The organism is Mesorhizobium sp. M0243, from assembly GCF_040321775.1.
Classification (GTDB): Bacteria; Pseudomonadota; Alphaproteobacteria; order Rhizobiales; family Rhizobiaceae; genus Mesorhizobium.
In genome coordinates this window covers 303964-324824 of sequence record NZ_JAMYSF010000003.1, presented here as the reverse complement: position 1 = coordinate 324824, position 20861 = coordinate 303964, and the positions used below count along the sequence as shown (strand labels likewise).

20 protein-coding genes are annotated in these 20861 nt (G+C 63.3%); 6 read left to right on the top strand and 14 right to left on the bottom strand.

Annotation, left to right across the window (positions count from 1 at the left end):
- Window positions 1-12 precede the first annotated feature (12 nt).
- From purF to rpsF, 13 genes are all read right to left on the bottom strand, one after another.
- Window positions 13-1482 (bottom strand): amidophosphoribosyltransferase, encoded by a 1470-nt coding sequence (gene purF, locus NKJ11_RS05775; RefSeq protein WP_013532528.1) that lies wholly within the window; start codon window positions 1480-1482, stop codon window positions 13-15.
- Between the two features lie 105 nt (window positions 1483-1587).
- A complete protein-coding gene (locus tag NKJ11_RS05770) occupies window positions 1588-2247 on the bottom strand; it encodes a CvpA family protein (protein WP_127289277.1) in 660 nt (219 codons plus the stop codon).
- Between the two features lie 63 nt (window positions 2248-2310).
- Complete coding sequence (gene radA / locus NKJ11_RS05765) at window positions 2311-3714, bottom strand: DNA repair protein RadA (RefSeq protein ID WP_023813748.1); 1404 nt, start codon at window positions 3712-3714, stop codon at window positions 2311-2313.
- A gap of 231 nt (window positions 3715-3945) precedes the next feature.
- Entirely contained in the window at window positions 3946-5436 is a 1491-nt protein-coding gene (locus NKJ11_RS05760; RefSeq protein WP_127261333.1) for a replicative DNA helicase, read from the bottom strand.
- Between the two features lie 226 nt (window positions 5437-5662).
- Complete coding sequence (locus tag NKJ11_RS05755) at window positions 5663-6892, bottom strand: RNA polymerase sigma factor (RefSeq protein ID WP_352792880.1); 1230 nt, start codon at window positions 6890-6892, stop codon at window positions 5663-5665.
- On the bottom strand, window positions 6889-7254 hold the full coding sequence (locus tag NKJ11_RS05750) for a YciI family protein (protein ID WP_128303068.1): 366 nt from the start codon (window positions 7252-7254) through the stop codon (window positions 6889-6891). Before NKJ11_RS05750 ends, NKJ11_RS05755 begins: the two co-directional genes overlap by 4 nt.
- Before the next feature lie 45 nt (window positions 7255-7299).
- Window positions 7300-7929, bottom strand: a complete 630-nt coding sequence (locus NKJ11_RS05745; protein WP_352792879.1) for a DUF1428 domain-containing protein — start codon at window positions 7927-7929, stop codon at window positions 7300-7302.
- A gap of 223 nt (window positions 7930-8152) precedes the next feature.
- Window positions 8153-9124 (bottom strand): small ribosomal subunit Rsm22 family protein, encoded by a 972-nt coding sequence (locus NKJ11_RS05735; protein ID WP_352792875.1) that lies wholly within the window; start codon window positions 9122-9124, stop codon window positions 8153-8155.
- 1 nt (window position 9125) lies between these two features.
- Window positions 9126-9449, bottom strand: coding sequence for a YnfA family protein (locus NKJ11_RS05730; protein ID WP_023813755.1), 324 nt, complete (start codon window positions 9447-9449; stop codon window positions 9126-9128).
- Window positions 9450-9516: 67 nt separating this feature from the next.
- A complete protein-coding gene (locus tag NKJ11_RS05725) occupies window positions 9517-10821 on the bottom strand; it encodes a cyclopropane fatty acid synthase (RefSeq protein ID WP_128305695.1) in 1305 nt (434 codons plus the stop codon).
- A 301-nt stretch (window positions 10822-11122) separates the two neighbouring features.
- Entirely contained in the window at window positions 11123-11707 is a 585-nt protein-coding gene (gene rplI, locus NKJ11_RS05720; RefSeq protein ID WP_127289263.1) for a 50S ribosomal protein L9, read from the bottom strand.
- Between the two features lie 220 nt (window positions 11708-11927).
- The gene (gene rpsR, locus NKJ11_RS05715) at window positions 11928-12176 is read right to left on the bottom strand and encodes a 30S ribosomal protein S18 (RefSeq protein WP_006203718.1); all 249 of its coding nucleotides are present in this window, start codon (window positions 12174-12176) and stop codon (window positions 11928-11930) included.
- Window positions 12176-12676 carry a 30S ribosomal protein S6 gene (gene rpsF, locus NKJ11_RS05710; RefSeq protein ID WP_352792874.1) on the bottom strand — a complete coding sequence of 167 codons (501 nt, stop codon included), beginning with the start codon at window positions 12674-12676 and terminating at the stop codon, window positions 12176-12178. The genes rpsR and rpsF overlap by 1 nt, the downstream gene beginning before the upstream one ends.
- A gap of 455 nt (window positions 12677-13131) precedes the next feature.
- Between rpsF and NKJ11_RS05705 the strand changes: the two genes are divergently transcribed.
- A complete protein-coding gene (locus NKJ11_RS05705; RefSeq protein WP_352631900.1) occupies window positions 13132-14790 on the top strand; it encodes a pilus assembly protein TadG-related protein in 1659 nt (552 codons plus the stop codon).
- A gap of 47 nt (window positions 14791-14837) precedes the next feature.
- Here NKJ11_RS05705 and NKJ11_RS05700 read toward each other — a convergent pair whose 3' ends face one another.
- Complete coding sequence (locus NKJ11_RS05700; protein ID WP_352773955.1) at window positions 14838-16769, bottom strand: LTA synthase family protein; 1932 nt, start codon at window positions 16767-16769, stop codon at window positions 14838-14840.
- 277 nt (window positions 16770-17046) lie between these two features.
- Here NKJ11_RS05700 and fabD point away from each other — a divergent pair, with 277 nt between their 5' ends.
- The 5 genes from fabD (at window position 17047) to fabF (ending at window position 20790) form a co-directional block, all read left to right on the top strand.
- A complete protein-coding gene (gene fabD, locus NKJ11_RS05695) occupies window positions 17047-17988 on the top strand; it encodes an ACP S-malonyltransferase (RefSeq protein WP_352792872.1) in 942 nt (313 codons plus the stop codon).
- A 65-nt stretch (window positions 17989-18053) separates the two neighbouring features.
- Window positions 18054-18278 carry a type II toxin-antitoxin system RelB family antitoxin gene (gene relB, locus NKJ11_RS05690; RefSeq protein ID WP_352792870.1) on the top strand — a complete coding sequence of 75 codons (225 nt, stop codon included), beginning with the start codon at window positions 18054-18056 and terminating at the stop codon, window positions 18276-18278.
- Window positions 18279-18308: 30 nt separating this feature from the next.
- Window positions 18309-19046 (top strand): 3-oxoacyl-[acyl-carrier-protein] reductase, encoded by a 738-nt coding sequence (gene fabG, locus NKJ11_RS05685; protein ID WP_023813762.1) that lies wholly within the window; start codon window positions 18309-18311, stop codon window positions 19044-19046.
- Window positions 19047-19256: 210 nt separating this feature from the next.
- Entirely contained in the window at window positions 19257-19493 is a 237-nt protein-coding gene (locus NKJ11_RS05680; RefSeq protein WP_006203723.1) for an acyl carrier protein, read from the top strand.
- 34 nt (window positions 19494-19527) lie between these two features.
- The gene (fabF, locus tag NKJ11_RS05675; protein WP_127273339.1) at window positions 19528-20790 is read left to right on the top strand and encodes a beta-ketoacyl-ACP synthase II; all 1263 of its coding nucleotides are present in this window, start codon (window positions 19528-19530) and stop codon (window positions 20788-20790) included.
- Window positions 20791-20861 lie beyond the last annotated feature (71 nt).

Sequence of the window (20861 nt, the reverse complement as noted above, 5' to 3'; positions counted from 1 at the left end):
TGACGGTCCGGCCTACGTCCCGCTCGTCGCCAGCAGCGACAGCGTTCGCACATTGTCGTGGCCTTCGAAGTCGAGCAGGCGGGTCGGATACTGGCCGGTGAAGCAGGCGTCGCAGAATTGCGGCTGGTCGTTGTCGCGGCTGGCCTCGCCGACCGCGCGGTAGAGCCCGTCAATGGTGAGGAAGCCAAGCGAATCGACACGGATGAACTCGGCCATTTCCTCGATCGACATGCGCGATGCCAGGAGCTTCGATTTCTCCGGCGTGTCGACACCGTAGAAGCAGGACGCGCGTGTCGGCGGTGAAGCGATGCGCATATGCACCTCCTTGGCGCCGGCGTCGCGCACCATCTGCACGATCTTCTGGCTGGTGGTGCCGCGCACGATACTGTCGTCGACCAGCACCACGCGCTTGCCCTCGATCATGCGGCGGTTGGCATTGTGCTTCAGCTTGACGCCCATGTGGCGGATCGAATCGCCCGGCTGGATAAAGGTGCGGCCGACATAATGATTGCGGATGATGCCGAGCTCGAAGGGAATGCCTGCGGCCTGGCTGAAGCCGATCGCCGCCGGCGTGCCCGAATCCGGCACCGGCACGACGATGTCGGCCTCGACCGGGCTTTCGACCGCCAGCTCGGCGCCGATGCGCTTACGCACCTCATAGACGTTACGGCCTTCGACCGAGGAATCCGGCCGCGCGAAATAGACATATTCGAAGATGCAGAAGCGGGTCTTCTGCGGTTCGAAGGGGAACAGGCTCTCGATGCCCTTGGACGTGACGACAACCATCTCGCCGGGCTTCAGGTCGCGAACGAAACGCGCGCCGATGATGTCGAGCGCGCAGGTTTCGGAGGCCAGGATCCAGGCGCCGTCGAGATCGCCGAGCACCAGCGGCCGGATGCCGAGCGGATCGCGGCAGCCGATCATCTTCTTGGCCGTCATCGCCACCAGCGAGAAGGCGCCCTCGACCTGCCGCACCGCATCGATGAAACGCGAGTTCAAGTCGCGTTCCTTGCTGGTGGCGACGAGGTGCAAAAGCGTCTCGGTATCGGAGGTGGAGGAGAAGATCGCGCCTTGCTTCTGCAGCGCGCGCTGCACGGTCATGGCGTTGGTCAGATTGCCGTTGTGGGCGACGGCGAAGCCGCCATCGGCCAATTCGGCGAAAAAGGGCTGGATGTTGCGCATGCCGGCGCCGCCCGTGGTGGCGTAGCGCGTATGGCCAATGGCGCGGTTGCCTTGCAGGCTGTCGATGACGCGCTGCTTGGTGAAGGTGTCGCCAATCAGGCCGACATGGCGTTCGACATGGAACTGGCTGCCGTCATAGGAAACGATGCCGGCCGCTTCCTGGCCGCGATGCTGCAGCGCATGCAGGCCCAGTGTAACGATGGCCGCAGCGTCCTGCCGGCCGAAAATGCCGAACACACCGCATTCGTCGTGGAAATGGTCGTCGGCCTCGGCGGAAAGCACGTCGTCTGCGTCTGCCATCTTAAGCTCCGCTAAAATCGCCATATAATGCGGGTTCGCGCCGAAAGCAACGCGGGCCGTGCGGTCGTTCACACCATCGTCAGATCCTGACGCCGTTTTCGGGCGTCAGTTTGCCGGTGCCGCCGGTGCCGGAGCGTTGTTGGCCGGTGGTGTTGCGTCATTGTCGTCAGGCGCCGGCGTGTTGGCATCGTCGCCGCCCGCCGGAGCATCCGCGGCCGGTGCGTCCGGAGCCGCTGGCGTCTCGGCGGCCGGCTGATTCGGATTGAGCTTCTTGAGGATCGCGTTTTCCGGATCCTCGGGCAGCAGGCTTTCGAGCTTGGCGCCGATCTGTTCGAGCAGCGGCCGCGACTTGGCCTCCGTGACCCAGGCTGGTGCCTTGGCACCGGCCAGCCAGTTGAAGAACAGCAGGGCGACGGCAACGACCAGGATGCCGCGCGCGGCGCCGTAAAGGAAACCGAGCGTACGATCGAGTGCGCCGATCCTGGAATCGATGATCCAGTCGGCTAGCTTCATGGTGATGACCGAGACGACGATCAACGCGATGATGAAAACCACGCCGGCGGCCGCCGCCATGGCGACCTTTTCATTCTCGATGTAGGGCGCGAGGTAAGGCACAACCGGCTTGTAGAAGAAGAACGCCGCCGCTGCCGCCGCTGCCCAGGAGACGACGGACAGGACTTCGCGCGAGAAGCCGCGAACCATGGCGAGCATCGCCGAGACCAGAGTGAAGCCGACGAGAATTCCGTCAAGCAGCGTAATCGGCATGTCTTTCGCCCCACTCCATGAGCCGCATTATAGCGCGGAGCATCGGGTTCTGGGTCCGATGCTCTAATCTTCTTCGTCCACGCGGCTTCGGCGTGAGCCGGCTATGCGTGCCACGAGGTCGGCAAGCTCGGTCGGCTGGAAAGAACCGGCCCCGATCCCCCCGGCCAGTTCCCCGCTGCCCGAGGGCAGAACCGCGCTTCCAAAACCCAGCTTTTCGGCTTCCTTGAGGCGCTGTTGCGCATGCGCAACCGGCCTCACGGCGCCCGAAAGGCTGATTTCGCCGAAATAGACGCAATCGGCGGGAAGGGCAAGACCGGTGAGCGAGGAAACCAGGGCGGCCGCCACTGCCAGATCGGCCGCGGGCTCCGAAATCCGGTAGCCTCCGGCGACATTGAGATAGACATCGTGAGTGCCGAAGCGCACGCCGCAATGGGCTTCGAGAACCGCCAGGATCATCGACAGCCGGGCGCCGTCCCAGCCGACGACGGCGCGGCGCGGCGTGCCGAGCGAGGAGGGTGCGACCAGTGCCTGGATCTCGACCAGCACCGGCCTTGTCCCCTCCATGCCGGCGAAAACCGCCGCCCCCGGCGATTTGGCATGGCGTTCGCCAAGGAAAAGCTCGGACGGATTGGCGACCTCGCGCAGGCCCTTGTCCGACATTTCGAAGACGCCGATCTCGTCGGTCGGTCCAAAACGGTTCTTCACCGTGCGCAGGATGCGATAGTGATGGCCGCCTTCGCCTTCGAAGTAGAGCACGGCGTCGACCATGTGCTCGACGACGCGCGGCCCGGCGATCTGGCCTTCCTTGGTGACATGGCCGACCAGCACGATCGCCGCCCCCGTGGATTTCGCATAACGGATCATCGCCTGGGCGGCGGCTCGCACCTGTGTGACGGTCCCAGGCGCCGAATCGGCAAGGTCGGTCCACAGCGTCTGGATCGAATCCAGGATGACGAGATCAGGCCGCTTGCCGTCGGCGATCGTCGCCAGGATGTCCTCGACATTGGTCTCGGCGGCAAGTTCCACCGGAGAAGAGGCGACGCCAAGCCGCTGCGCCCGCAGCCTGATCTGCGCGACCGCCTCTTCGCCGGAAACATAGACGATGCGATGGCCTTTTGATGCCAGCGCCGCGGCCGCCTGGGTGAGCAGCGTCGACTTGCCGATGCCGGGGTCGCCGCCGACCAGCAACGCCGAGCCGCGCACGAAACCGCCGCCGGTGGCGCGGTCGAGTTCGCCAATGCCCGAGATGATGCGCGGCGCGTCCTCGATATCGCCGGACAGCGTGGTCAGCACCACCGCGCGGCCCTTGCGGGCGTTGCGCGTGTTGGCTGGTCCCGAGCCGATGCCGCCGGACGTGCCTTCCTCGACCAGCGTGTTCCACTCGCCACAGGCATCGCATTTGCCGGCCCAGCGCTGATGCACCGATCCGCAACTCTGGCAGATGAATTGGACGCGTGACTTTGCCATTACGTCGCCGCAGGCTGAAAATTGGGAAAGCGGGGCGTTCCTTCACACCCCCCTCTGTCCTGCCGGACATCTCCCCCGCAAGGGGGGAGATTGGCAGTTTTGACTACAGCACCATCTCTGCCACGTCGGCGATTGGCGAAATCGGTAACGACATCCAATCTCCCCCCTTGCGGGGGAGATGTCCGGCAGGACAGAGGGGGGTGTGACAGAGCGCGACGGTAGGTCAAAAAGCTACTCGAACCTTTCCGGCAGATGATGCTCCTCGGCGAGGTCGGAGAAGCGGGTGAACTCGCCCTGGAAGGCAAGGCTGACGGTGCCGGTCGGGCCATGGCGCTGCTTGGCGATGATCACTTCGGCCTTGCCCTGGACCTCGATCATCTTCGTTTCCCAGGCGAGGTGCTCGGGCGTGCCTTTCTCCGGTTCCTTGTTCTTGATGTAATATTCCTCACGGTACACGAACAGCACGACGTCGGCGTCCTGCTCGATCGAGCCCGATTCGCGCAGATCGGACAGCTGCGGATGCTTGTCGTCGCGGCTTTCGACCTGACGCGAGAGCTGTGAGAGGGCGATGATCGGCACGCCCAACTCTTTGCCGAGTGCCTTCAGTCCGGTGGTGATCTCGGTGATTTCCTGGACGCGGTTCTGCGACGCCTTGGCGGACGAACCCTGCATCAGCTGGATATAGTCGATGACCATCAGGTCCAGCCCGCGCTGCCGCTTGAGGCGGCGGGCGCGCGCCGCGAGCTGGGCGATCGAGATACCACCCGTCTGGTCGATGTAGAGCGGGCGCTTGTGGTTCTCCTGCGTGTAGGCGACAAGCTTGCCGAAATCGGCTTCCGTCAAATCGCCGCGCCGGATTTTCGACGATGGAATCTCGGTCTGCTCGGAGATGATGCGGGTGGCCAGCTGCTCCGACGACATTTCAAGCGAGAAGAAGCCGACGACGCCGCCATTGGCCGCCTTGACCGAACCGTCGGCCTGCTGGGCAGGCTCATAGGCGGCAGCGATGTTATAGGCGATGTTGGTGGCCAGCGACGTCTTGCCCATGCCTGGGCGGCCGGCGATGATGATCAAATCGGATGGCTGCAGGCCGCCCATGCGGTGGTCGAGATCGCGCAGGCCGGTGGCAATGCCGGATAGGTGGCCGTCGCGCATGTAAGCCGCACTGGCCATGTCGACGGCGTTCTTCAACGCATCGGAAAAACTCTCGAAGCCGCCATCGTAGCGGCCGTTTTCGGCCAGCTCGAACAGGCGGCGTTCGGCGTCCTCGATCTGTTCGCCGGGCGCCATGTCGACCGGCGCGTCATAGGCGATGTTGACCATGTCCTCGCCGACGGTGATCAGCGCGCGGCGTGTGGCAAGGTCATAGATGGCGCGGCCATAGTCGGTGGCGTTGACGACGGTGACGGCCTCGACCGCCAGCCGCACGACATATTGCGCCATCGTCATGTCGCCGACCTTCTCGTCGGCGGGCAGGAAGGTTTTCAGCGTGATCGGCGTCGCCACCTTGCCCATACGGATGAACTCGGACGCCACCTCGAAGATCTTGCGGTGCAGCGGTTCGTAGAAATGGCTGGCCTTGAGGAAGTCCGAGACGCGATAGAAGGCGTCGTTGTTGACGAGGATGGCGCCGAGCAGCGCCTGCTCGGCCTCGATGTTGTTGGGCGCTTCACGATAAAGCGGTGTTTCCGCCACGCCGAATTTTCGCGCTGCTTCTGCCATGATGTCCCCGATTTCGATCCCGGCTTCTCGATATCAGAACGTGACAAGTCCATGCTGACTTATCTGCACCAGTGCCTGTCCAATCAGCTTTGATACCCGCGATTCACAGCCGAGTTTTTTCGGTGGAAAGAATCACAATTGACTCGAATCGAAAGAACGATTGTAGCGCATCTACAGGGAGAACAAAACGGGAAAACAAGAATGGTGCCCTGTGCAGCCATCCCGCTCAAAGCTGACCGAGTCGCCCCTCGATGAACCGGCGTTCCGCCGGTTGCCGGGTCAACTCGATCGCCCGCCGGTAGGAGGTCCTTGCCGCTTCGGTCAAGCCAAGCCTGCGCTGCATGTCTGCTCGCGCCGCGTGCGCCAGATGGTAGCCGTCCAGCCCGCCTTGTCCCATGACCGCCTCGATTGCCGCCAGTCCGGCCTGCGGGCCGTCGCGCATGCCTATGGCCGCGGCGCGGTTAAGTGCCACGACGGGTGAAGGATCGACGCGGCCGAGCACATCGTAAAGCGCGACGATTTGTACCCAGTCGGTCTCCGCCGTGCCTGCCGCCTCGGCGTGGACGGAAGCAATGGCCGCCTGCAGGATGTAAGGTCCGATGCGGCGCGAGGCGATCGCCCGACCGATCAGGCCGTCGGCCTCGGCGATCAGCGCACGGTCCCACAGCGCGCGGTCCTGGTCCTCCAGCAGCACAAGATCGCCGCTGACATCGACCCGTGTTGCGCGCCGCGCCTCGTGCAGCAGCATCAGGGCAAGCAGCCCTTGCGCCTCCGGCTGGTCGAGCAGCTCAACCATCAGCCGGCCGAGCCGGATCGCCTCGGCGCACAGATCGGCCCGCGTCAGGTTCGGCCCCTCGGTTGCCGCGTAACCCTCGTTGAAGATCAGGTAGATCACCTGCAGCGCACTCTCGAGACGCGCCGGCAGGTCGTCGCGGTCGGGCACTTCGTAAGGGATGGCCTCGTCCCGGATCTTCGCCTTGGCCCGCACGATGCGTTGCGCAATGGTCGGTGCCGGCGTCAGATAGGCGCGGGCGGTCTCTTCGGTGGTCAAACCACCCACTTCGCGCAGGGTCAGGGCGATGCGTGCATCCGGCGCCAGCGCCGGATGGCAGCAGACGAAGATGAGCCGCAATTCATCGTCCTGGATGTCTTCCGGCATGGCCGGCTCCGGTGTCGGCTCGGCCAGAGCCGTGAGCTCGGGCAGAGCCCCGGCCAGCCGCGCTTCCCGGCGCCAGCGGTCGATGGTCCTGAAGCGGCCGGCCGAGACCAGCCAGGAATAGGGATTGGCCGGCACACCCTGGCGCGGCCATTGCTCGGCGGCAGCGGTGAAGGCCTCGTGCAAGGCCTCCTCCGCCGCGTCGAAACCGCCGAGCAGGCGGATCAAGGTCGCCAGCACGCGCCGCGCCTCGGTGCGGTAGGCCGCCTCCAGGGCGTCGCGCGGGCCGGCGGTGCTCACAGGACCGGCGGCGGCTGGCTGAAGTCGACGACCGGACGGACTTCGATAAAGCCGATCGTTGCCAGCGGATGGCCGCTCGCCACCCGCACCGCTTCATTGAGATCACGGGCTTCGATGACGATGATGCCGCCCAGGATTTCCTTGGTCTCCATGAACGGGCCGTCGACCGAAGACATCTTGCCGTCGCGGACCTGCACGGTCATCGCCTCTTCCGGCAACACCAGGGCTTCGGCGGTTACGAAGTGGCCGCTGGCCCTGAGCACCTCGTCATATCCGGCGCATTCGGCCAGCACGGCGTTGGCTTGCGGGCTGCCGCCGAACAGCGTCTTGGGGTGGTAGTAGATGAGACAGGCATAACGCATGGTGGGTTTCCTTTTCCAGGATTGTCGAAACTAGGGTTCTTGGGATCAGGCGTCGAGGATCGGTGCGAAGCCGCCATGGACCCGGCGCTGGTTGTCGTAGGGCATGGTGTCGGCATACATGCGCGGATCGGCAATCACCTTCTTCCAGGCGTCGTCACGCACCTGCTTCGACGGCCATTCGACCCAGGCATAGACGACAACCTCATCGCCCGTCGCTTTCACGGCGCTGCGGTAATCGGTGATCTCGCCGTCGGGAACATCGTCGCCCCACGCCTCGACGACGCGGGTTGCGCCATGTTCCTTGATCACCGCGGCCTGCTTCGCCGCCACGGCAAGGTAGGCTTGCTTGTTGGCGGCCGGCACCGGCACCAGCGAGCCATCGATATAGCCGGTCTTGCCGGTCGTGTTCAGGTCGATGAACGGCGTGAAACCGCCGATGATCATGTGCTTGCCGTCAAAGGGCATGGACGCGCCGATCTCCGCCATGCGCGGGTCGCTCATCATCGTCTGATAGGCAGCGTCCGCCGCCGCCTTGTCCGCGTATTCGTGCCACGAAAAGGTGATGACCTCATCCGGCTTTGCCTTCACGGCTCCCTTGAAGTCGGTGATCTTGCCGCCGGGCACGTCGTCGCCCCATCCCTCGACCATCCGGGTGGTGCCGAACTCCTTCAGCACCGATGCCGTCTGGCGACATGCTTGCGATAGGCTTCCTTGTTGGCGGCGGGCACCGCGGCGACAAATCCTGCGATATAGCTCATTGCGTCTCTCCTGTTGGCTGATGCCGTTTGACACTCTTGGCGTCTCGAAAGATCCGAGAACGCCAATGGTCGAACGGCACGGCCTGGATTCGACATCGCTCCGAATTTTTCTTCGGAGCGGTTCGAAACGCCACTGCCGCCTATTCGGAACCCAGCCTGTCGCCCCAGTCCAGGCGCCGAGCCAGCTTGAAGTCGGCGCCGTCGCGCTTGGTGAACAAGCGCTCGGCGGCGGTGCCGTCGTCCTGGCAAAGCTTAAGCAGAACCTTGCCGGAGCCGGACTTCGGCGGCGCAAGAACCCGCGCTTGGTGTGATGTGGGTCCGTCGCGAGAAGCCGCGACATAGATGAACTTCTCGTCTTCCCACGGCACGTCGGCATCCTTGGCCAGCCGATGCAGGCGCGAGCGGGCGACGCGGCGGGAAAAATGGCACCAGTCGGGCTGGACCAGCGGGCAGGGCGCCTGATGCGCGCAAGGCGCTAGCACATGCGCGCCCGCCTCGATCAGCTGCCGGCGCACGGCAAGGATGCGCTGCCAGCCGGCGGGGGTGCCCGGCTCGACCACAAGCAGCGTGTCGGCGGTGAGTTGCCAGAGCCGGTCGATGAGCTTCGGCAGTGATGCGGGAGCGATTTCATCGAGCACATAGGCGCAAGTGACCAGATCGGCCGACTGGAGGTCGGCAAGGTCGATGGTGGCATCACCCGCCAGCCACCTCGTCTGTGCGGCAATCGCACCGGCGGCAAGTGTCTCGCCGACCTTGCGTACCGCCGCACTGGCTTCGAACAACACAGCCTGTTCGAGATCGGGCCACAGCTCAGTCGTGGCCCAAAGCGCAGTACCAGGACCCGCGCCGACATCGAGCAGGCTCTTGGGTTGGAAGGCGGGCTTGGCATCGCTCAGCGCATCGAGACTGGCGCGGATCGCGGCATAGGTCGCCGGCAGCCGCGTCGCCAGATAGGCTTTCACCGCCAGATCCTCGGCCATGTGCAGACGGCCGTCGCGCAATTCGGCACGATAACGGTCGGACAGCGTTTTTGCCGCTTGTTTGAGTACCGCCAGCGGAACGTTTTCGAGCAAGCGCTCGACACCTTGGCGGAGGGATGCCGGCAACTCCATCTCACGCGCCCCGCGGGACGAGAAGGATCACGGAAGCGCCGGCAATGCAGAGCGCCGCGCCGGCAAAATCCCAGCGGTCGGGGCGCACGTCCTCCACCAGCCACAGCCAGCCAAGCGATGCCGCAATGTAGATGCCGCCATAGGCGGCGTAGGCGCGGCCGGCGGCTGACGTGTCGACCAGCGCCAGCAGGAGGCCGAACAGGGCAAGCGAGCCGAGGCCGGGAAGAAGCCAAAGCGGCGACTTATCCAGCCGCCACCAGGCCCAGAACGAAAAGCAGCCGGCGATCTCGGCCAGAGCGGCGGCGGCATAGAGGACGTAGGTCATGAAAAAGGTCCCGCGACGGTCACGGGACCTTTTTCAGTGCAGGCGCCGGCAATGGCAAGCGGCAATGCTATTCCTGGTCCGCAACCTTGCGGCGACGAGCTGGCTTGGCGGTCGGACTCTTTTTGACGGGAGCCGTTTCACGATGCCCCATATCGCGTATCTCGAGCGCCTTTTCGCATTTGGCCATGTAGTCGCGCGACATCGGCAGCGTATCGTTCTTCTTGGTGATCTGGATCTGGAAGATGACCAGGTCCTGCCAGCGGAAGGCGGCTTCCGAGGCCGCCAGATAGAATTCCCACATGCGGCAGAAGCGCTCGTCATAGATCGCCTTGGCCTTGTCGCGGTTGGCAGCGAAGCGCTCGCCCCAGTGCTTCAGCGTATCGGCATAGTGGAGCCGCAGGATCTCGACGTCGGTGACGACCAGGCCCGACTTTTCGATCGCCGGCATGACTTCTGAGAGCGAAGGGATATAGCCGCCCGGGAAGATGTATTTGCGGATGAAGGCGCTGGTCGCCCAAGGCACGCCGGAACGGCCGATCGTGTGCAACAGCATCACGCCATCCGGCTTGAGCAGCGTCGCGCTCTTGTCGAAGAAGGTGCGGTAGTGGTTGACGCCGACATGTTCGAACATGCCGACCGAGACGATGCGGTCGAAACGCTCGTTGAGCTCGCGGTAGTCCTTGAGCTCGAAATGCACGCGGCTTTCCAGCCCTTGCGCGTGCGCCCGGTCGGTGGCGACGCCATGCTGCTCGGTCGACAGCGTCACGCCCTGCACGTCGACGTCGAACGCTTTGGCGAGGTAGAGGCCAAGCCCGCCCCAGCCGGAGCCGATGTCGAGCACCGTCTGGCCGGCTTTCAGCCGGAGCTTGGCGGCGATGTGGCGCTTCTTGGCGGCCTGCGCTTCGTCCAGCGTCATGTCCGGCTGCTCGAAATAGGCGCAGGAATACTGCATGTCCTGGTCAAGGAAGAGCCGGTAGAGGTCGCCCGACAAATCGTAGTGGCGCTGCACGTTGCGGCGCGAGCGCGAGGCGGTGTTGATCTGCTGCAGGCGGCGGAAGGCGTGGCGCAGCCCTTCGATGGCCTTCGACCAGGTGGCGTCGATGCCGCCGCTGCCCATATTCTGGAAGGCGATGCGCATCACGCCCAGCACGCCGCCTTCGAGGATGTCGAGTTCGCCGTCCATGTAGGACTCTGGCACTGCCAGCATCGGATCGAAGGTGATGGCGCGCTCGGCATGCGCCGTCTTGATATGCATGTGCACCGGTTCGCCGCTGCCGTCGCCGAAAACCACAGCCGAGCCCTTGGGGCCGGTCACCTTGAGATTGCCGGTGCGCACCAGGCGGTCGAGAACGCGCTTCAACAGAATATTCATGACCAAATGTCCCCTCTCGGCCAAACAGGCTGCCTTGGCGCGTGACCGCGAAAATCGGGATCGATTTCGCCGGGGGTCTTGCGCCGAACCAAAGTTGCACAGCGTGCTTTGCGCGGCCAAAGGACGCGCTACGCCATAGTCTGCAACAATATATAGGGGTTCGAAAAGTTCCATTTGGCACAAAAATGCCCGGGCGAGAGACCCGGGCATTGGTCCAGCATGGCTGGATGACGGCAAAGTGATCGGAGCTTGGCTTTAAGTCGTGATCAGCCCATGGCTCCAATCGTCTTGCGAAGTGTGATCAGGCGTTGTCTTCGCCGCCCTCGAACTCGGTGTTCGGATCGAAGAAGTTCTCCGGCCGGGCGTTGTCGTTGATGTCGTCGCCATAGATGGCTTCGGCGGTGGTCAGTGTCTCGCCCTTGGCCTGGCGCTCGGCTTCGTCGGCCGTGCGGGCGATGTTGAGCGTGACGGTGACCTCGACTTCCGGATGCAGCGCGATCGCCACATTGGTGACACCGATGGTCTTGATCGGCTGGTTGAGCAGGATCTGGTTGCGGTTGATCGAGAAACCTTCCGCCGTCAGCAGATCGGCGATGTCGCGGGTCGAAACGGAACCGTAAAGCTGCCCGGTTTCGCCGGCGGAGCGGACGGCGATGAAGCTCTTGCCGTCGAGCTTTTCGGCGATCTGGGCCGCTTCCGACTTGCGCTCGAGGTTACGGGCTTCGAGTTGGGCGCGCTGGCCTTCGAACTTCTTCTTGTTGGCTTCGTTGGCGCGCAGCGCCTTGCCCTGCGGCAGCAGGAAGTTACGGGCAAAGCCGTCCTTGACCTTGACGGTGTCGCCCATCTGGCCGAGGCGGGAAACGCGTTCGAGAAGAATGACGTCCATGGTTTTGTTCCTTCGGTTGGGCGCCAATCGATCGATGAGATCGGCGCCGAATGTCTCTGGAACAGGTCAGGAAGCTTGAGCGCCGGGGGCGCTGGTGACGCTGTCCTGCCTGTCGCGGCAGTTAGAGGTTTTTGACCTCAACCCGGGATTTGATGTCCAACCCTGCGGCGCCCGTCGCCGTGGGAGAAGAGCGGGCGGCGAGCCGCCCGCATTGACGCTATTAGCGAACCACGTAGGGCAGCAGGCCGAGGAAGCGGGCGCGCTTGATTGCCTTGGCGAGTTCGCGCTGCTTCTTCTGGCTGACGGCGGTGATGCGCGACGGCACGATCTTGCCGCGCTCGGAAATGTAGCGCTGCAGGAGACGCACGTCCTTGTAGTCGATCTTGGGCGCGTTGGCGCCTGAGAACGGGCAGGTCTTGCGGCGGCGATGGAACGGGCGCCGGGTCGGGATCTGATTGATGTCGACCATTATTCTGCACCCCCTTCAAAGCCTTCGCGCGGACGGCGCGGACCACGATCGGCACCGGCGTCGCCGAACGAGCGCGGCGGACGATCGCCACGGTCGCCGCGATCACGGTCGCCGAACGAGCGCGGGCCACGATCGCCACGGTCGCGGTCGCCGAAGCCGCCGCGTTCCGAGCGCTCTTCGCGCTTCTGCATCATGGCCGACGGGCCTTCCTCATGCGCCTCGACCTTGATGGTCAGGAAGCGCAGCACGTCTTCGGACAGGCCCATCTGGCGCTCCATCTCGTTGAGCGCGGCCGCTGGGCAATTCAGGTCCATCAGCGTGTAGTAAGCCTTCCGGTTCTTGTTGACCCGGTAGGTGAGGGACTTCAGTCCCCAATTCTCGACCCGGCCGACGGCCCCGCCATTCGCGGAGATGACACCCTTGTACTGTTCGACAAGAGCATCGACCTGCTGCTGCGAGAGGTCCTGCCGGGCAAGAAACACATGTTCGTAAAGAGCCATTATGTCTTATGCCTTTCTTCGTTTCTCTCCCGGTTCCCGGCGGCAAAAGCCTCTGCAACTTCTCTGACCCGCAAACCCTCGAAGGGGCAGGGGGAAGAAAGGAGCATAACGAGACGGTCGAGAGCGGAGACACGGGAGGCGGAAGCACTTCCGGCTTCACACGAAGGTTTTCGAAAAGACCTCCGGCCCTCCGTTCAGCCCCCAGCAAGGACCGGCAGATTGCGGGCGTCTATACAGCAATCCGACCGTAAAGCAAGGGCAAGCGGCATTCCCGTGTGTCCCACGCGACGATCGGGGAGCAGCAACGGCTGGAGTTGTGGTTTCCGGCAACCACGTCTTAACCACACCAGCAGGTTGTGTGGAGTTGAAGCCTGGCCGTCAACGGTCGATTCATCATGGAAGGCGCAAAAGCCCGGACGACCGCACAAAAGCGGCAAGCATTTCCGGGGGTAAGGATGCTTCTCGACAAATTCTGGCGCTCGACGGGCGGCAATTTCACGCTTGTGCTGGGACTGGGTTTGCCGGTCATCCTGACGGCTGTCGCTTTCGCAACCGATGTCTCGACCCTTATGCGGGCCAAGAGCAATTTGCAGAACGCTCTCGATTCGGCAAACCTTGCTTCCTCGCACCTTGGCGATCTCGACATCACCCGCAATGACGCTTTCAACCGCTATTTCCAGGCCAACATCGTCGGTCATGGCGAGCTCGGCAATGCGCAGGCGACGTTGACTGTCGACAAGGGCGTCAACTTCGTCAAGACAAAGGCGGTTGCCTCGGCGGACGTCAATCTCAACTTCGCCTTCCTGTTCGGCGACAGCAAGCACATCGTCGTCGATGCCTCGGCGGTCGAATCGAACAACCAGCTCGAAGTCGTGCTGGTGCTGGACAACACCGGCTCGATGGCCGGCGTGCGTATGACGGCGTTGAGGACGGCGACAAAATCGTTGCTCGACACGCTCGAAGCGGCGAAATCGCCGACGCGCAAGGTCCGCGCCTCGCTGGTTCCTTTCGTAACGGCTGTCAACGTCAATGGCGACGGCTTCGATCCGTCCTGGATCGACATGGACGGCAAGTCCTCGACCAACGGCGTCAATTTTCCCGTCATCGACGGCAAGCGGCCGAACCACATGGCGCTTTTCAAACAGCTCAAGAAGACCGGATGGACCGATGCCGGATGGAATGGCACCGGATGGAAGGGTTGTGTCGAGGCGCGGCCAGGCGCTTACAATATCTCCGACACGCCACCCGACACGGCCAAGCCCGACACGCTGTTCGTGCCGTACTTTGCGCCGGATGATCCCGAAGACGCCCAAAAGCCGTCTGGCTCCTATGGCAATTCGGACAAATACTACAACAACTCCTACCTCAACGATGTCAGCGACAAAACCAGGCTTGCCCAGTCGGGCATCAACATTCTGGGCATCGATCTCAGCAACCTGCTCGGCAACCTCATCGACCTTTTGTCGCCCGATGACAGGGCTGCCAGGGAAAAGATCGCCAAATATGTTGCGCCCGCCAAGGAACTCATCACCGAGACCGGCTCTCCCATCACTATCGGTCCGAACCGTGCGTGTCCGACTCCGGTGGTCCCCCTGACCGACGATTTCGACAAGCTGCGCAAGGCGGCTAGTCGGATGACCGAGTGGAACGGTTCGGGCACAAATGTCTCCGAGGGCCTGTCATGGGGTATGCGGGTGCTGTCGCCCGCCGCGCCCTACACTGATGGAGCGCCGTGGAAGACGCCCGGCATCAGCAAGATCGTGCTGTTGCTCACCGACGGTGAGAACGTCGTCTATGGCGCCAGCCAACAGCCGACGAAGTCGGACTACACATCCTATGGCTATCTGGCCGGCGGTCGTTTCGGATCGGATAACCAGACGACGGCGGCACGCAACGTCGATGGCTGGACCAAAAGCGTCTGCACCCAATTGAAGGACCAGGGCGTACAGATCTACACCATGGTGCTGCAGTCCGACACCGCAGCCAACCGTGCGCTTTACAGCGCCTGCGCCTCTGATCCGAGCGGCTATTACGCAGTCAACGATCCGACCAAATTGCCGGACGTCTTCCAGCAGATTGCCAACAAGTTCTCGAAGCTGCAATTGACGAACTGAACGCGCGATCCGAGACGGACCAGCCGGCTCTGAGGGAATCGCCGGTCTCAACTCGTATGGGCGGCGACAATCTTGTCGACCGTTTCGGGAAAGAAGTCGGGCGCCGCGTGGCGTTTGCCGAACATCATATCGTACTGCAGCAGGCGGAAATCGCGGATCGCCGGGTCGATCTCCTTCTGCCGCGCCCAATCGGGCGTGGCCTCGCCAGCCGGCGTCAGCAGCAAATTGCGGTCGACGACACGGTAGCGTTCGCTCATCTCGCCCAGGAAGCCGGTGTAGTAGGGATGGCTGATGCCGGCCGTCTTCAGGATATGATAAGGCAGGAAGGCTGGGCTGACGGCACCCATGTGCTCAGCCGGTCCGGTGCGGTTCGACCAGATGACCAGCGGCGTCTCGTGGTGTTCGAGGGCGGCCTCGGGCGACGCTTCCTTGCGCGGTGCGACATTGTCCTTCAGGAAGCCGGTTTCGACATAGACCGGCCCCAGCGGCGGCAGATGGTCGCCGAAGAAGGCGATCACGGTGGGGCGGGAGCGTTTCTTCGCCCATTCGACGAGGCGTTCAAGACCGCGATCGGCGTCGGCTGAGCCCTCGGCATAGCTGAGCAGCGATTCGCGCGCCCACTGGCTGATCGGCGCCTGCACCGTATGCGTCGGATTGTAGTAGCGGTTCGGCTCGTAGGGGCCGTGATTTTGCAGGCTGACGGCAAAGAAGAACACCGGCTCGTCGCTTGCGTCGGCCTCGCTGATGATCTCGTCGGTCATCGCCGCATCCGATGCCAGCGGCCCGCGCTTTTGCATGGGTGGCAGCGTCTCTTCCGACTTGAAGTCGTTGAAGCCGAAATCAGCGTAGACCGCGCCCCGGTTCCAGAACCAGTTGGTGCCGGGATGGATGGCGCGCGCCCGGTAACCCTGTCTCTTGAGGAAGGTTGCGAGCGAAGGCGTCGGCGTGCGCACATATTGCTGATAGGGGATGCTGCCGGCCGGCAGGAACGCATTGGAGAAGCCGGTCAGCGCCTCGAACTCGATGTTGGCGGTCATGCCGCCGAATTCCGGCGAGAACATCGAACCCGAGCGCAGCGCGCGCACGTTGGGGATCGGATCGGGCGTGATGGTGACGCCGGGCAGCTTGGTCGGATCCCAGAAGGATTCGCTCATGACGATGATGATATCGGGCTTCTCGGCCGGCACCGAGGCGGTCACATTAGGCCTGGCTATCGCTGCGATCGCCTTGTCGGAATAGCCCGGCGGCGCCGAGACATGCGCCATCGGCACATTGAGCGCAAAAGCCAGCGCAAAGCCGTTGGAGGCATAGTTCTCCTTCTGGTCCCACATGATCGGGATGATCTGCAGCCGGTCCCTGGTCCAGGAGAAGGTGGCGTAGTCCATGATCGAAACGAAAAAGGCGAGCAGCGGCACGGCCAGCGTCAGCCGGGCAAGGCGGCCCTTGCGGCTGAGTGCGGGAACCTTGCGGCGCCACAGCCGCCAGCCATAGACGAGCAGCGACAGGCCGGCAACGATACCGGCGACCATGGCGAGCGCGGTCATCGGACGGTCGCGCACCAAAAGCGGCAGCAGCGCGAAGATCTGGCGGGCATAGAGGAAATCGGTCGGATAGAGCGGATCGCCGAGATAATGCGACTTCTGGTGACCGACGAAGGCAAGCGACAAGGTCAGCGGCGCGACGATCATCAGGCTCTGGTGGCTGCGGCCGAGCACCGCATCGAGACCGATCAGGATCAGCGCGAACACGACAATGGTGGTCCAGCCCGGCTTGAGCGGCTGCAGGAAGAAGGAGACCGTGCCGGCAAAATCGCCGCGCACGATCAGTTCGATCGCAAACACCAGGACGGCCGCGATCGCCAGGCTGACAAGCCCATAGCGCACGACCGGCCATCTCCTGCCCGGCAGATAGCCGGTGGAGGGGTCGTCTTCCAGGAACTGTGGCGCGGGCTTGCCGGCGCGTTTGTAACTCTTTGCCACTTAAACTTCCCCACCCAGCGACAAACACGTCACTCGATTGTCATGGAATTGTCACGCAAAGCTAGCGCCTGTGGCCAAAATAAGAAGAGCCAGCAAACGAATCGTGAGCGGTTTTCATCAGGAGTGATCGCCAAAAAGCCTTTCGGAACAGGCACTCGGCGGATGAGGCGGCCGTCGGGCAGGGTCGAACCGGGCTTGACTTGGCGCCCCGCCATGCCTCACAGGCAAGAAAAACTCGTCTATCAGGCAAGCAAAACCAGCCCTTGGGAGCCCTCGCATGGCCGTCGCATTCACCTTTCCCGGACAAGGCAGCCAGGCGGTCGGCATGGGCAAGGATCTCGCCGACGCCTTCCCCGAAGCGCGCAGGGTCTTCCAGGAAGTCGACGACGCACTTGGTGAGAACTTGTCGAAGCTGATCTGGGAAGGGCCGGAAGAGGCGTTGACGCTGACCGCAAACGCGCAGCCGGCACTGATGGCGGTGTCCCTGGCCGTGATCCGGGCGCTGGAATCGCGCGGCTTCTCGCTGAAAGGCAAGGTCACCTATGTCGCCGGTCATTCGCTGGGCGAATATTCGGCGTTGGCCGCTGCTGGCTTCGTTTCGGTTGCCGATGCCGCCCGGTTGCTGCGCATACGCGGCAATGCCATGCAGGCGGCGGTGCCGGCCGGCGAGGGCGCCATGGCGGCGATCATCGGATTGGAACAGGCCGATGTCGAAGCAGCCTGCACCGAGGCATCCAAAGGGTTGGTCTGTCAGATCGCCAACGACAATGGCGGCGGTCAGCTGGTTATTTCCGGAACCAAGGCTGCGGTCGAACTGGCGGCGAAACTGTGCACGGAAAAGGGCGCCAAGCGAGCGCTGATGCTGCAGGTCTCCGCGCCTTTCCACTCCGCGCTGATGGCGCCCGCGGCCGACGTCATGCGGGAAGCCCTGGCCGGCGTGACAAAGAATTCGCCGGTGGTTCCCGTCCTATCCAATGTCACGGTTAGCCCGACCAGCGATCCGGACGAGATCGCCCGCCGCCTGGTCGAACAGATAACCGGCCGCGTGCGTTGGCGCGAGACGGTGGAGTGGTTCGGCGCGAACGGCATCACCACGCTTTACGAAATCGGCGCCGGCAAGGTGCTTTCAGGATTGGCGCGGCGCATCAACCGCGACATTGCCACCGCGTCGGTCGGCTCCGCGGCTGAGGTCGAGGCGGCGTTGGCGGCGCTTGGTTGAACGGCTTGACTTGAATTCGCTGATGCGCGGCCACATGAATACGTGCATCGCAACTAAGGTGCGGCATGTCCACATCGATCCGTCTTTCTCCTGAGATCAGGCTGCGCCTGGATGTTCTCGCGTCCAAGACTGGGCGCAGCAAAGCCTATCATATGCGTGAGTTCATTGAGCGCGGCCTTGAGGACGTAGAAGACTCCTACCTTGCCGCCGAGGTGCTGGCACGGATCAGGAGCGGCGAGGAAGGTATTATGAAAGGCGACGACTTCTGGGGCTGTGATGTCTACAGATAACCGTTATCCGGTTTGAGAGAAGGAAAAGACATGTTCGAATTGACTGGCCGCAAGGCGCTCGTCACCGGCGCATCGGGAGGCATCGGTGAGGCGATCGCCAGGATGCTGCATGCGCAGGGCGCGATCGTCGGCCTGCATGGCACCCGCGTCGAGAAACTGGAAGCGCTGGCCAGCGAGCTTGGCGACCGGGTCAAGCTGTTCCCGGCCAACCTGTCGAACCGTGACGAGGTCAAGGCGCTCGGCCAGAAAGCCGAGGCCGATCTCGAAGGCGTCGACATCCTGGTCAACAATGCCGGCATCACCAAGGACGGGCTGTTCGTGCGCATGTCGGATGCCGACTGGGACACCGTGCTCGAAGTCAACCTGACCGCCGTGTTCAGGCTGACCCGCGAACTCACCCATCCGATGATGCGCCGCCGCCATGGCCGCATCATCAACATCACCTCGGTGGTCGGCGTCACCGGCAATCCCGGCCAGACCAATTATTGCGCCTCAAAGGCCGGCATGATCGGCTTTTCCAAATCGCTGGCACAGGAGATCGCCACCCGCAACATCACCGTCAACTGCGTCGCCCCGGGCTTCATCGAATCGGCGATGACCGACAAGCTCAACGACAAGCAGAAAGAGGCGATCATGGCGGCGATCCCCACGCGGCGCATGGGCACCAGCGTTGAAGTCGCGTCCGCCGTCGCTTATCTCGCCTCCAACGAAGCCGCCTACGTCACCGGCCAGACCATCCACGTGAATGGCGGCATGGCGATGATCTAACGAGGTTCGGCAGCAACGCCGGCGGGTTGTGAAAAGAGACCATTTCGGCTTGGACCTCAGCTATTTTTCGTGTAATGCGGCCCGCAACCCGGCGGTTCGGGCAAAAACCGGTCCGTAGTCGTTGCGTTTCCGGCAGGACCATCTTTCAGCTTGATTAGCGGCATTCTGCCCGCTAACGAAGACAGACAAACAAAAGACGAGGATGCCCAAATGAGTGACACCGCAGAGCGCGTTAAGAAGATCGTCATCGAGCACCTTGGCGTCGATGCCGACAAAGTGACGGAGCAGGCGAGCTTCATCGATGATCTGGGCGCCGACAGCCTCGACACGGTCGAACTCGTCATGGCGTTCGAAGAAGAATTCGGCGTCGAGATTCCCGACGATGCGGCTGAGACCATCCTGACCGTTGGCGATGCCGTGAAGTACATCGACAAGGCTTCGGCCTGACGCTTTCCGCAGTCATCACCGGGGAGGACCTGCGATGAGGCGTGTCGTCGTCACGGGCCTTGGGTTGCTGTCGCCGTTCGGCATGGGCTTCGAGCACAGCTGGAAGGAACTTCTGACCGGCCGCAGCGCTGCCAAGCGCATCACTGAGTTCGAGGTGGAGGATCTTGCCTGCAAGATCGCCCACGTCATTCCGCGTGGTGACGGCAGCAATGCCACCTTCAATCCGGAGGCCGTGCTCGAGCCGAAGGAACTGCGCAAGATCGGCGACTTCATCCTGTATGGGATTGCCGCCGCCGACGAGGCGCTGAAGGATTCCGGCTGGGAACCCAAGACGCATGAAGAGCGGTGTGCCACCGGCGTCCTGATCGGCTCCGGCATCGGCGGCATCGAGGGCATCGCCGAGAACGCGATGATCCTCAAGGAGCGCGGCCCGCGCCGCATCAGCCCTTTCTTCATCCCGGGCCAGATCATCAATCTCGTCTCCGGGCAGGTTTCGATCCGGCACGGGCTGAAAGGCCCGAACCATGCCGTCGTCACGGCCTGTTCGACCGGCGCGCACGCCATTGGCGATGCTGCCCGGTTGATCATGTGGGGCGATGCCGACGTGATGGTCGCCGGTGGCGCCGAAGCGCCGGTGACGCGGCTGTCGATCGCCGGTTTTGCCGCATGCCGGGCACTGTCGACGGAACGCAATGATTCGCCGCAAACGGCGTCGCGACCCTATGATCGCGACCGCGACGGCTTCGTCATGGGCGAGGGCGCCGGCGTTGTCGTGCTCGAGGAGCTCGAACATGCCAGGGCGCGCGGCGCCAAGATCTATGCCGAGGTGACGGGTTATGGTCTCACTGGCGATGCGCATCACATCACCGCGCCCGCCGAGGATGGCGATGGCGCCTTCCGTTGCATGACGGCGGCACTGAACCGGGCCAAGTTGACGCCGGCCGATGTCGACTACATCAACGCGCACGGCACCTCGACCATGGCCGACACGATTGAGCTCGGTGCCGTCGAGCGGCTTGTCGGCAATGCCGCATCGAAGATTTCGATGTCGTCAACCAAGTCGTCGATCGGCCATCTGCTTGGAGCGGCGGGTGCCGCCGAAGCGATCTTCTCTATCCTTGCCATCAGAGACAATGTCGCGCCGCCGACCATCAACCTCGATAACCCGGAACGCGAAACCGCGATCGATCTGGTGCCGAACAAGCCGCGTGCCCGCCAGATCGACGTGGCGCTGTCCAATTCCTTCGGCTTTGGCGGGACCAACGCGTCGCTGGTCTTCCAGCGATACAATGGCTGATCGTCCGGCTGCCGGGCGGCGCTTTGGCGTGCCGTCAATTTTGCCATATTCGCCCCTACTCTGCCGCTGGG